Genomic DNA, 11,970 nt, shown 5'->3' with positions numbered 1-11,970 from the left:
GGGGACCGAGGGAGGGGAGCGCTACATGGGTGCGGACCAGATCCGGCGCTGGGAGTCAGGTGCGCTCGCGCACGCGGTGACCGACCCCTTCGGACAGGGCCCCCTGCCCTGGTTCCGGGGGAGCGAGCTCTACTTCGACGACACCGGTCACGTCGTCCCCTGGTACGTGGACCCGGCGGCCGCGGCGGCCGGGGCGGCCGCAGGCACCGGCCGGATCCCCCGCGCCCGCGGCACCGGCGGCCCCCTCACGGCCGACGACGTGCACCGCCAGATCAAGGGCTTCGCCTCCACCGGCGCCGTGGCCCCCGGCGAGGCCATCGACTTCCACATCACCGTCGACCCGCCCCAGCAGTTCTCGGTCGACGTCTACCGGATCGGCCACTACGGCGGCGACGGCGCCTCCAAGATCACCACCAGCCCCCGGCTCTCCGGCATCGTCCAGCCCGCCCCGCTGACCGCCGACCGGACCGTCTCCTGCCACCACTGGTGGATGTCCTGGCGCCTCCAGGTGCCCTCCTACTGGAGCATCGGCGCCTACGTGGCCGTCCTCACCACCGCCGACGGCTACCGCTCCCACATCCCCTTCACGGTTCGCGACGACCATCCCGCGGACCTGCTCCTGCTCCTCCCCGACATCACCTGGCAGGCCTACAACCTCTACCCGGAGGACGGCCGCACCGGCGCAAGCCTCTACCACGCGTGGGACGAGGAGGGCCGCCTCCTCGGCGAGCAGGACGCCGCCATCACCGTGTCCTTCGACCGCCCCTACGCGGGCGCGGGCCTGCCCCTCCACGTCGGACACGCCTACGACTTCATCCGCTGGGCCGAGCGCTACGGCTACGACCTCGCCTACGCCGACACCCGCGACCTGCACGCAGGCCGCGTCGACCCCAGCCGCTACCGCGGCCTGGTCTTCCCCGGCCACGACGAGTACTGGTCGCGCCCCATGCGCCGCACCGTCGAGCGCGCCCGCGACAACGGCACCTCGCTCGTCTTCCTCTCCGCCAACACCATGTACTGGCAGGTCGAGCTCGGCCCCTCCCCCTCCGGCATCGACGACCGGCTCCTCACGTGCCGAAAACGCCGCGGCCCCGGCCGCCCCAGCCTCTGGCGCGAAGTGGACCGCCCGGAGCAGCAGCTGCTCGGCATCCAGTACGCGGGACGGGTCCCCGAGCCCGCACCCCTGATCGTGCGCAACGCCTCGCACTGGCTCTGGGACTCCACCGGAGCCGCGGAGAACGACGAGCTGCCCGGCCTGGTCGCGGGCGAGGCCGACCGCTACTTCCCGCGCACCCAGCTCCCCGAGCACCAGGACCGGATCCTGCTCGCGCACTCCCCGTACCTCGACACCGAGGGGCACCGCCGCCACCAGGAGACCTCCCTCTACCGGGCCCCCAGCGGCGCGCTGGTCTTCGCATCCGGCACCTTCGCCTGGTCGCCCGCCCTGGACCGCCCCGGGCACGTCGACGAGCGGGTGCAGCGGGCCACCGCCAACCTCCTCGACCGCATCTGCAAGAGGGACTGACGGCGGGGCCGCTCACCCCCTGGCCGGGGCGCGGGTCCCGGTACGCGAGAATGGACCCGCGCTCGTACAGAACCACAGGGAGACCCCGTGTCCGGATTCGTCGAAAAACCTGAGCCGGCGCAGGTGCCCGGCCTCGTCCACCTCCACACCGGGAAGGTGCGAGACCTCTACCGCGACGAGGACGGCCGCCTCGTCATGGTCGCCAGTGACCGCATTTCCGCCTTCGACTGGGTCCTGCCGACCGAGATCCCGGACAAGGGACGCGTGCTCACCCAGCTGTCCCTGTGGTGGTTCGACCAGCTCGCGGACCTCGTCCCGAACCACGTCATCTCCACCGACCTGCCCGCCGGCGCCCCCGCCGACTGGGCTGGCCGCACACTGATCTGCAAGAACCTCGACATGGTCCCGGTCGAGTGCGTGGCCCGCGGCTACCTCACCGGCTCCGGCCTCGCCGAGTACGTGCAGACCCGCACGGTCTGCGGCCTCGCCCTCCCCGAGGGCCTCGTGGACGGCTCCGAGCTGCCCGGCCCGATCTTCACCCCGGCCGCCAAGGCCGAGGTCGGCGAGCACGACGAGAACGTCTCCTACGAGGAGGTCGCGCGCACCACCGGCGCCGAGACCGCCGCGCTGCTGCGCCAGACCACCCTGGCCGTATACGGCCGCGCCCGCGACATCGCCCGTGAGCGCGGGATCATCCTGGCCGACACCAAGTTCGAGTTCGGTTTCGACCCCGCGGACGGCACCCTCGTCGCCGCCGACGAGGTGCTCACCCCGGACTCCTCCCGCTTCTGGCCCGCGGACCAGTGGGAGCCGGGCCGCTCGCAGCCCTCGTTCGACAAGCAGTACGTCCGCGACTGGCTGACCTCCCCGGCCTCCGGCTGGGACCCGAAGGGCGAACTGCCGCCGCCGGCCCTCCCGACGCAGGTCGTCGCGCAGACCCGCGCCAAGTACATCGAGGCGTACGAGCGCCTGACCGGCCAGAACTGGTCCTGACGACGAAGAAGGCCCCGATCGGTGATCGGGGCCTTCTTCGTTCTGAGCGGACAACGCGACTCGAACGCGCGACATCCACCTTGGCAAGGTGGTGCTCTACCAACTGAGCTATGTCCGCACTGCGCCGTGGCGCGAGAGCAACTATACCCAACCTCGGCGCCGTGCGAGACGCACTGCCGTGTGCCGGTTCTCCGCGCCCAGTTTCGTGGCCGCCGAGGACAGGTAGTTCCGCACCGTCCCCTGGGACAGCGAGGCCCGCTCCGCGATCTCCGCGATCGGCGCGCCGTCCGCCGCGAACTCCAGCACCTCCGCCTCCCGGGCGGTCAGCGGGGAGTCGCCCGCGCTGATCGCGTCAGCGGCCAACTCAGGGTCCACGTACCGCCCTCCGGTGTGCACGGTCCGGATCAGCTCGGCCAGCCGCTGCGCCGAAACGGTCTTCGGGGTGAAGGCCCGCACCCCCGCGGCGAGGGCCCGCTTCAGGTGCCCCGGCCGGCCGTGACTGGTCACGATCATGACCTTGCAGTCGGGCAGTTCGGCCCGCAGGGTTGTGGCGACGCTCACACCGTCCGCCCCCGGCATCTGCAGGTCGAGCACCGCCACGTCCGGCCGGTGGGCCCGCGCCATGGCGAGCGCCTCGGGCCCCGAGGCCGCCTCGGCGACCACCAGCAGGTCGTCCTCCAGCGAGAGCAGCGCCGCCAGCGCGCCCCTGATCAGGTGCTCGTCGTCGGCGAGCAGTACGCGTACGGGGCTCATGCCCACGCCTCCAGTCGTTCGGTTCGCGGTCCGGGTATCTCGGCGCGCAGCCGGAACCGGCCGCCGTCCACGGGCCCCGCCCGCAGGGTCCCGTCCAGGACGGCGAGCCGCTCGCGCAGCCCCGCCAGCCCCGATCCGGGCGGACCCGCGGGCACCTCCGGAGCCCCGTCGTTCTCCACCACCAGCGTCACGGAGCCCTCCTCGGGCGCGGTGAGCCGGATCACGCAGCTCTGCGCGTCCCCGTGCCGCAGTACGTTCGTCGTCGCCTCCCGCACCACCCAGCCGAGCGCGGACTGCACCTCGGCGGGCAGCGGGCGGCCGGCGTCGAAGTCGACCCGGCAGTCCATTCCGGCGGCGGTCAGCACCCCGCGGGCGCCCTCCAGCTCCACCGCGAGGTCCGCCTCCCGGTAGCCGCGTACGACGTCCCGGACCTCACGCTGCGATTCCCGGGCGATCCGCTGGACCTCGATCATCTGCTCCACCGCCTCGGGCCGTTCGCGCCGGGCCAGCTGCACCGCCAGCTCGCTCTTGAGCGCGATCACCGCCAGGTTCCGGCCCATCACGTCGTGCAGGTCCCGCCCGAAGCGCAGCCGCTCCTCGGCCACGGCGAGCTGGGCCTGCGCCTCGCGGGCGTGGTCGAGCTCGTGCACGGTCCTCAGCAGCCATGCCGAGAACCCGCAGGTCGCCACCAGGAAGAACGCGACGATCAGAAGGCCCAGTCCGAGCCCGACGGACTCCGGTACGGGCCGTCCCGCCGCCAGCGCCACCACCGTCGTGGCGATCCCCGCGAGCGGCGGCACGGCGGCGGTCTGCCGGACCTTGTCCATGCTCAGCGCCAGCGAACCGGCCGCGAAACCCACCATGTTGCCCACGACCGTCGGGGCGACGTTCTCATCGGCGATCGATCCGGCCGACTCCAGGACGAAGAGGGCGACGGACACCGCCGCGGTCACCGCCATCAGGACCACGGAGAGCCGCACCGGGCGTTCGCGCCGCCCCAGCACCCAGTCCAGGGCCCTTGACGACAGCAGCCCGCACAGCCCGATCTGCACGCCCAGGGGCAGCAGCAGCGCGGCGATGACCGTTCCGCCGCCGGCGGGGGCCAGCGGGGCCAGCCCGACCAGTACCCCGAAGGTCTCGATCAGCGCGAAGAGGTGGAACGACCAGCGCGTGTACAACTCGACCTTCCCCGCACTGCTGCGGTTCTTCCACCACCCCGTCAGCTTCGACACGTCCCCGTCCCCCGATCCGCCTCAGCGCCGCGGTTCCCAGCGGAACCACCGCTGGACAGCAAATCACTGTGTCGGTGGTCCTGGCACAAGCCTCGCGGCGCCCGCGGCGCACCGTCAGTGCGAGCTGTCACGGCCGGGGATGACATTTGTCAGGGCGGGCCACTGCCACGAGGAGCGGAAATACGAAGAAGGCCCCGATCGCAATGATCGGGGCCTTCGACTTACAGAGCGGACGACGCGACTCGAACGCGCGACATCCACCTTGGCAAGGTGGTGCTCTACCAACTGAGCTACGTCCGCAAGCAGTGCACTGCAGGAGCAGTACGAGCATCACTCTACCCGATCCACCGAGGTGGTCGGAAAGCGATACAGAGCGGGTGACAGGGATCGCACACTGCGCCTTCCCTCTGGAAGAGGGATGTTCTGCTACTGAACTACACCCGCACGACCTTCGGGGTCCGACCTTTCGGCCTGGCCCCTCGGCGTGATCCAGACTCTAGCCGACCCATGGGGGTGGATGGCAAATCGGCCCTCAGTGCGCGGCGTTGTAGGCCTCGTAGATCTTCTTCGGGATGCGGCCGCGCGGGGGGACCTCGAACTGGTTGGCCCGGGCCCAGGCCCGGACGACCGCCGGGTCGGGGGCGATGGACGTGTGCTTGAACACCTTCCCCGAGCGGGACTGGCGGCGGCCGGCGGCCACGAAGGGGGCCAGGCTCTTCCGCAGTTTCTTTGCGTTCGCCACATTGAGGTCGATCTCGTAGGACTTTCCGTCCAGAGCGAACACGACCGTCTCCGCCGCTTCTCCGCCATCGATGTCGTCGGAGAGCGTGACCACTACGCGCTGCGCCACGGATATCGGTCCCTTCGGTGCGACATGCCGCGCGCTGACGTGCGGCGATGTCGCCTGTGTGGATGTTTCGGGGCAATGCATCTTTGAACAGGAATCCCGGGTGATTCCTTTGTACCGCGATTCCCATTGCATTGCGAAGCCCAGTTAATTCTCTCCGCGTGTCCCGCCGCAATGCCGGGCGCGTGTTTTTCCGGGGGATTTTGCGAAGCGTTGGTGAAGCCGAAACGGGCCGGTGATCATGGCCTCCGGATATCTACCCGCGTAGAAATTTTGGCCGGGTACGCTGAGGGAACCGCCTTGCACCAACCACCTCATCGGGAGTGCCAGTGGCACGCGTCGTAGTCGACGTCATGCTCAAGCCGGAGATCCTCGACCCCCAGGGCCAGGCGGTGCAGCGTGCACTGCCGCGCCTGGGCTTCGCGGGGATCGCCGACGTCCGCCAGGGGAAGCGATTCGAACTGGAAGTGGAGGGACCGGTCGACCAGGCCGCCCTCGACCGCATCCACAAGATGGCCGAAACGTTCCTCGCCAACACCGTCATCGAAGACTTCACCGTGAAGGTCGAGGCCTGACGGTGACCACTCGCATCGGTGTCGTCACGTTCCCCGGAACGCTCGACGACCGTGACTCGCTGCGCGCCGTCCGCCTCGCGGGGGCCGAGCCGGTCTCGCTCTGGCACCGCGACAAAGACCTCCACCAGGTCGACGCGGTCGTCCTCGCGGGCGGCTTCTCCTACGGGGACTACCTGCGCGCCGGGGCCATCTCCCGCTTCTCGCCGGTGATGGAGACCATCATCGAGCAGGCCAAGGGCGGCATGCCCGTCCTCGGCATCTGCAACGGCTTCCAGGTCCTCACCGAGGCCCACCTGCTGCCGGGGGCGATGCTCCGCAACAACCACCTGCACTTCATCTGCCGCGACCAGAAGCTGCGGGTGGAGAACGCGGAGACCGCGTGGACCGGCGACTACACCGCCGGCCAGGAGATCTCCGTACCTCTCAAGAACATGGACGGCCGGTACGTCGCCGACGAGCGCGTGCTCGACGAACTGGAGGCCGAAGGCCGAGTGGCCTTCCGCTACCTCGACGTCAACCCGAACGGTTCGCTGCGCGACATCGCCGGCATCACCAACGCCGCGGGCAACGTCGTCGGCCTCATGCCCCACCCCGAGCACGCGGTCGAGCCGCTGATCGGGACGGGCCGCACCGACGGCCTCCCGTTCTTCACCTCGGTCCTGAAGAAGCTGGTCAGCGCATGAGCCTCGACACCGTCAAGAACGCCACCGAGACCCCCGACGCCTCCCAGCCCTGGAAGGAGCTCGGCCTCAAGGAGGACGAGTACGCCCGGATCAGGGAGATCCTCGGCCGCCGGCCCACCGGCGCCGAGCTCGCCATGTACTCGGTGATGTGGTCGGAGCACTGCTCGTACAAGAGCAGCAAGGTCCACCTCGCCCAGTTCGGCAAGAAGGCCCCCAAGAACGACGCCATGCTCGTCGGCATCGGCGAGAACGCCGGCGTCGTCGACGTCGGCCAGGGGTACGCGGTCACCTTCAAGGTCGAGTCGCACAACCACCCCTCGTACATCGAGCCCTACCAGGGCGCGGCCACCGGCATCGGCGGCATCGTCCGCGACATCCTCGCGATGGGCGCCCGGCCGGTCGCGGTCGTGGACCCGCTGCGCTTCGGTGCGGCCGACCACCCCGACACCAAGCGCGTCCTGCCGGGCGTCGTCGCGGGCATCGGCGGCTACGGCAACTGCCTGGGCCTGCCGAACATCGGCGGCGAGGTCGTCTTCGACGAGTGCTACCAGGGCAACCCGCTGGTCAATGCCGGCTGCATCGGCGTGATGAAGCACGAGGACATCCACCTCGCCAAGGCCTCCGGCCCCGGCAACAAGGTCATCCTCTACGGCGCCCGCACGGGCGGCGACGGCATCGGCGGCGTCTCCGTGCTGGCCTCGGAGACGTTCGACGACTCCAAGCCCACCAAGCGCCCCGCCGTCCAGGTCGGCGACCCCTTCCAGGAGAAGCTCCTCATCGAGTGCACCCTGGAGATCTTCAAGGAGAAGCTGGTCGCGGGCATCCAGGACCTCGGCGGCGCCGGCCTCTCCTGCGCCACCTCCGAGCTCGCCTCCGCCGGTTCCGGCGGCATGCGGGTCGAGCTGGACACCGTCCCGCTGCGCGACGCGACGCTCTCGCCCGAGGAAATCCTCATGAGCGAGTCGCAGGAGCGCATGTGCGCGATCGTCGAGCCCCAGCACGTCGACCGCTTCATGGAGATCTGCGAGAAGTGGGACGTCATCGCCACCGTCATCGGTGAGGTGACCGACGGCGAGCGCCTGGAGATCTTCTGGCACGGCGAGCAGATCGTGGACGTGCCCCCGGGCACCGTCGCCCACGAGGGTCCCGTCTACAACCGCCCCTTCGCGCGCCCCTCCTGGCAGGACGCGCTCCAGGCGGACGACGCGGGCCGGCTGCCGCGGCCGCAGACCTCCGAGGAGCTGCGCGCGCAGGCCCTGGCCCTGGTCGCCTCCCCGAACCAGGCCTCGAAGTCGTGGGTCACCGACCAGTACGACCGCTTCGTGCAGGGCAACACCGTCCTGTCGCAGCCCGAGGACGCGGGCATGGTCCGCATCGACGAGGAGTCCAACCTCGGCGTCGCCATGGCCACCGACGGCAACGGCCGCTACGCGAAGCTCGACCCGTACACGGGTGCCCAGCTCGCGCTCGCCGAGTCGTACCGCAACGTGGCCGCGACCGGCGCCAAGCCGCTGGCCATCTCCGACTGCCTGAACTTCGGCTCCCCCGAGGACCCGGACGTCATGTGGCAGTTCGCCGAGGCCTGCCGCGGTCTGGCGGACGGCTGCCTGGAGCTGGGCACCCCGGTGACCGGCGGCAACGTCTCGCTCTACAACCAGACCGGTGACGTCGCGATCCACCCGACCCCGGTCGTGGCGGTCCTCGGCGTGATCGACGACGTCAACCGCCGTACGCCGATGGCGTTCTCGGAGGCCGGCCAGCTGCTGTACCTGCTGGGCGACACGGCCGAGGAGTTCGGCGGCTCGGCCTGGTCCCAGGTCGTCCACAACCACCTGGGCGGCATGCCGCCGAAGGTGGACCTGGGCCGCGAGAAGCTGCTCGGCGAGATCCTCATCTCCGCCTCGCGCGACGGCATGATCGACGCCGCGCACGACCTGTCGGACGGCGGCGTGATCCAGGCGCTCACCGAGTCCTGCCTCAAGGGCGGCAACGGTGCGCGCGTGGTGGTCCCGGAGGGCCTGGACGCCTTCACCTTCCTGTTCTCCGAGTCAGCGGGCCGCGCCATCGTGTCGGTCCCGCGCAGCGAGGAGCTCCGCTTCACCGACATGTGCGGTGCGCGGGGCCTGCCGGCCGCGCGCATCGGCGTGGTGGACGGCGAGGAGATCGAGGTCCAGGGCGAGTTCACCCTCCCCCTGGCCGAGCTCCGCGAGGCCCACGAGGCGACGATCCCGGCCCTGCTGGCCTGATCCCCGACGCCCGGCCCACGAGCCCCCGGCCGGATTTCCTCCGGCCGGGGGCTCGTCGCGTTGTTAGCCTCGGTGCGGTCGGAGCCGTACCAACGGGGGGTCGGGGATGTTCGCACCACTGGAGCCGTCACGCGGGGGCCCGCTCCCCGACCGGGGCCGAGTGCGCAATGCGGTCAACGCCGTGGTGCTGCTCGCCGGCATCGGCGGCCTCGCCTTCGGCGGCTGGGCGCTGTACGACGCGTACGGGACCCACCAGGACCGCGAGGCCTCCCGCGCGCTGATCACCGAGGCGTGCGCCGGGCTCGCGGACCCGCGTGCGGTCATGGAGCTGGACGGCGGCGCCGACCGGGTCGTGCTCGGCGGCAAGGACGCCGGCACCGTCGACTTCGAGACCCTCCCGGACGGCTGCGTGCTGAGCCGGGTGGAGGAGCGGGACGGCAAGGACCGTACGTACAGCCAGTTCACGCTGTCCCTGAAGGGGCTGCCGCAGGCACGCGACCTGCACCTCACCGACGACGCGTGGCGGACCGGCCCGTTCCGGACCCGGCGCTCGCAGGACGACGCCACCACGCGGACCGACCAGCCGGACCGGATGCCGCTGGGGGACGGCGCCCTCGGGGACTACGGCCCCGACGACGTCACCGTCGTGGCCCGCTGCGAGCAGCCCGCGAAGTCCGGTACGACCACGCTGATCGTGACGGCGAGGTCCCCGAGCACCGCGCACGAGGCCGCGGACCGCCAGGTCCTGGCCCGCATCGCCCGCCGGGCCGCCGAGGGGGCCGCCGAGAAGTACGGCTGCCGGACGCGGCTGCCCGCCCTCCCGGTCGAACTGCCCCCGCCGGTCACCGCCCTCGGGCCGGTGGGCGAGCGGACGGACAGCTGCGGCTGGTACTCCGCGCACCTGCGGACCGCCGAGCGCGACCGGCTGCCCGACCGGGCCGCCGGAGTCCCCCTCGGCGGATCCGCCCGCGAGGAGGGCTGCCTGCTGGCGATGAGCCGGGAGGGCACCGAGCGGGTGCTCACCCTGCTCACCACGGCGGAACGGGAGGAGCTCATCGGCAGCCTGAAGTACTTCCCCTGGTGGCTGCGGACCCGCGCGTACTTCGGGGACGACGCGGCAGCCGTCGCCGTCCCCGGCCTGCGCAGCCCCGATCCGGTGTTCCCCGGCAAGGCCGGACGCGTGGGGGACGCGCTCTACGGCTCGATGACCTGTCAGGGGCGTACGGCGACCGTCACCCTGGCCGCCCCGTTCCGGTACAAGTCCGTGCTCGGCCCCCGCCTGGACGCCCTGTTCAAGGCCTACGCCGAGGACGTCGCCGCGCGGCGCGGCTGCACGGACCTCGTGCTTCCCGCGCCCGAGTAGGGTCGGAGGATGCCGCCCGCCAGGAAGAAGCCGCGCACCTACGACCCCGCGAAGATCCGCGCTGCCGTGACCGCCCAGTTCGGGCACGTCGCCGCCGCCGTGGGCGAGTTGGGCCCCGAGCAGCTGGCACGGCCCAGCGGGCTCGGGGAGTGGTCCGTCGCCGAACTCTGCGCGCACGTCGCCTGGATCGCCGACTCGCTCGCCGCCGGGCTGTCCCGGCCGCCCGCCGCCGTCCCCGAGCTGACCGTCACCGAGTGGCCCTTCGCCACCGCCTCCCTCGCCGGGAAGATCTCCGAGGCGGCCCGGGAGACCCTGACCGGCGCCCCGCTCCCCGAGCTCTACGAGCGGGCGGCCGCCCGGATGGCGGAGCAGCTGGCGGCCAACCCGGGCAGCCGGGTGCTGGAGCTGTGGATCGGCGACATGACCCTCGCCGACTTCCTGGTCACCCGGACCGTCGAGCTGGTGGTCCACACCGACGACCTGAACCGGGCCACCGGACTGGACATCCCGATCGACCGGCAGGCCCTCGCCGCCTGCACCCGGCTGCTCGCCGACGCCCTCGCGTTCAAGGCGCCGGGCGGCTCGGTCGAGGTACGGGTGCCGCCCTTCGCGGTGGTCCAGTGCATCGAGGGGCCCCGGCACACCCGCGGCACCCCGCCGAACGTCGTGGAGACCGACCCGCTGACCTGGCTCCGGCTCGCGACGGGCCGTACGGGATGGGCCGAGGCCCTGGACGCGGCGCAGGTCCGCGCGAGCGGCGAGCGGGCCGACCTCTCCGCGCTGCTGCCGCTGATGAGCTGATGAGCCGACGGGCCGGCGGGCGGACGGAACCGCTCCGGCACGGGTCCCGTCCCACGGGCATGCGTAGATACCGGTACGTCCACGCGTCCGCGGCCCTCGCGGCCCTCGTACTCGCCCTCACCGGCTGCGGCCGGTCCGAGGAGGGCGGCGCCGGCCCGCTCCCCGACGTCGAGGGGTCCTGGCAGGTCGAGTCCCTGACCACCGGGGGCCGGACCATGCACGCCCCCGAGACCGCCGTCTTGGAGATCCGGCACGAAAAGGCCGGGGGGAACTACGGCTGCAACGGCTTCGGCGCGGAGATCGTGTTCGAGGGAACCTCCGCGCTGACCGTCACCCCGGGCCCCGCGACCCTCGTGGGCTGCAAGAACCTCGACTTCGAGAAGGAGCTCACCAAGCTCTTCAAGGGCCGGCTGACCATCGACCGGGGACCCGGCCGGCTCACCCTGAAGACCGCGGACGGGAGCACCATCGCCATGACCCCGAGGCCCCCGGCGGTGGACGCCCCCCTCACGGCCACCGAGTGGACCGTCGACGCCACGGTGAACGGCGACACGGTGACCTCCCTGCCCCTGGAGGCGGGCGGCAAGGCCCACTTCGTGATCACCGACGGCACCGCGGCCGGCAGCCTCGGCTGCAACCGGTTCAGCGCCAAGGCCACCGTCGAGGGATCCATGCTCACCTTCGGGCCGCTCACCTCCACCCGGATGGCCTGCGAGGGCCAGGTGGGAGCGGTGGAGCGGGCGCTGACCGACCTGTTCGGCAGCGGGCCGCTCACCTGGAAGATCCAGGACCGCACCCTCACCCTCACCGCCCCCGACGGCAACGGCCTGACGGCGGAGGCAGCCTCCGCCGCGGAATGACCGGGCGCGGGCCGCACCCCCGCGTACGAGGCCCCGGCACCGAGCCGGCGGCGGCCCGGGCCTCCGCCCGGCCCGGCCCCGCCGGCCCGGTC

11 protein-coding genes and 3 tRNA genes are annotated in these 11,970 nt (G+C 71.8%); 8 read left to right on the top strand and 6 right to left on the bottom strand.

All coding sequences use genetic code 11. The annotated features are described in order from the left end of the window. Nucleotides 1-25 precede the first annotated feature (25 nt). Nucleotides 26-1,525: a N,N-dimethylformamidase beta subunit family domain-containing protein gene (locus ACIGFK_RS07065; protein WP_386469756.1), complete on the top strand. Its 1,500-nt coding sequence runs from the start codon at nucleotides 26-28 to the stop codon at nucleotides 1,523-1,525. An 87-nt stretch (nucleotides 1,526-1,612) separates the two neighbouring features. Beyond that, nucleotides 1,613-2,518: a phosphoribosylaminoimidazolesuccinocarboxamide synthase gene (locus ACIGFK_RS07060; RefSeq protein ID WP_376657978.1), complete on the top strand. Its 906-nt coding sequence runs from the start codon at nucleotides 1,613-1,615 to the stop codon at nucleotides 2,516-2,518. A gap of 45 nt (nucleotides 2,519-2,563) precedes the next feature. Here the strand turns inward: ACIGFK_RS07060 and ACIGFK_RS07055 are convergent. The 6 genes from ACIGFK_RS07055 to ACIGFK_RS07030 all read right to left on the bottom strand — a co-directional run bounded on the left by ACIGFK_RS07055 (nucleotide 2,564) and on the right by ACIGFK_RS07030 (nucleotide 5,353). Then, nucleotides 2,564-2,636, bottom strand: a tRNA-Gly gene (locus ACIGFK_RS07055). Between the two features lie 23 nt (nucleotides 2,637-2,659). Next, nucleotides 2,660-3,271 (bottom strand): response regulator, encoded by a 612-nt coding sequence (locus ACIGFK_RS07050; RefSeq protein WP_376657977.1) that lies wholly within the window; start codon nucleotides 3,269-3,271, stop codon nucleotides 2,660-2,662. Beyond that, nucleotides 3,268-4,503 (bottom strand): sensor histidine kinase, encoded by a 1,236-nt coding sequence (locus ACIGFK_RS07045; protein WP_386469759.1) that lies wholly within the window; start codon nucleotides 4,501-4,503, stop codon nucleotides 3,268-3,270. Before ACIGFK_RS07045 ends, ACIGFK_RS07050 begins: the two co-directional genes overlap by 4 nt. A gap of 227 nt (nucleotides 4,504-4,730) precedes the next feature. Next, a tRNA-Gly gene (locus tag ACIGFK_RS07040) sits at nucleotides 4,731-4,803 on the bottom strand. 72 nt (nucleotides 4,804-4,875) lie between these two features. Then, nucleotides 4,876-4,947, bottom strand: a tRNA-Gly gene (locus ACIGFK_RS07035). A gap of 88 nt (nucleotides 4,948-5,035) precedes the next feature. After that, a complete protein-coding gene (locus tag ACIGFK_RS07030; RefSeq protein WP_376657975.1) occupies nucleotides 5,036-5,353 on the bottom strand; it encodes an Lsr2 family protein in 318 nt (105 codons plus the stop codon). Between the two features lie 326 nt (nucleotides 5,354-5,679). Between ACIGFK_RS07030 and purS the strand changes: the two genes are divergently transcribed. From purS to ACIGFK_RS07000, 6 genes are all read left to right on the top strand, one after another. Continuing rightward, on the top strand, nucleotides 5,680-5,925 hold the full coding sequence (purS, locus tag ACIGFK_RS07025) for a phosphoribosylformylglycinamidine synthase subunit PurS (RefSeq protein WP_365172338.1): 246 nt from the start codon (nucleotides 5,680-5,682) through the stop codon (nucleotides 5,923-5,925). Between the two features lie 2 nt (nucleotides 5,926-5,927). Beyond that, nucleotides 5,928-6,608: a phosphoribosylformylglycinamidine synthase subunit PurQ gene (purQ, locus tag ACIGFK_RS07020; RefSeq protein ID WP_361753490.1), complete on the top strand. Its 681-nt coding sequence runs from the start codon at nucleotides 5,928-5,930 to the stop codon at nucleotides 6,606-6,608. Then, entirely contained in the window at nucleotides 6,605-8,854 is a 2,250-nt protein-coding gene (purL, locus tag ACIGFK_RS07015) for a phosphoribosylformylglycinamidine synthase subunit PurL (RefSeq protein ID WP_400050864.1), read from the top strand. Before purQ ends, purL begins: the two co-directional genes overlap by 4 nt. 106 nt (nucleotides 8,855-8,960) lie before the next feature. After that, nucleotides 8,961-10,217: a hypothetical protein gene (locus ACIGFK_RS07010; protein WP_400050862.1), complete on the top strand. Its 1,257-nt coding sequence runs from the start codon at nucleotides 8,961-8,963 to the stop codon at nucleotides 10,215-10,217. 9 nt (nucleotides 10,218-10,226) lie between these two features. Next, a complete protein-coding gene (locus ACIGFK_RS07005) occupies nucleotides 10,227-11,018 on the top strand; it encodes a sterol carrier family protein (protein WP_400050860.1) in 792 nt (263 codons plus the stop codon). A gap of 59 nt (nucleotides 11,019-11,077) precedes the next feature. Further along, nucleotides 11,078-11,878, top strand: coding sequence for an META domain-containing protein (locus tag ACIGFK_RS07000; protein WP_386469768.1), 801 nt, complete (start codon nucleotides 11,078-11,080; stop codon nucleotides 11,876-11,878). The last annotated feature ends 92 nt before the right edge of the window (nucleotides 11,879-11,970 follow it).

This window comes from Streptomyces sp. NPDC085524, assembly GCF_044541755.1.
Classification (GTDB): domain Bacteria; phylum Actinomycetota; class Actinomycetes; order Streptomycetales; family Streptomycetaceae; genus Streptomyces.
Note: the sequence above shows the minus strand (reverse complement) of the source record. Positions and strands in the feature narration are given on the sequence as shown.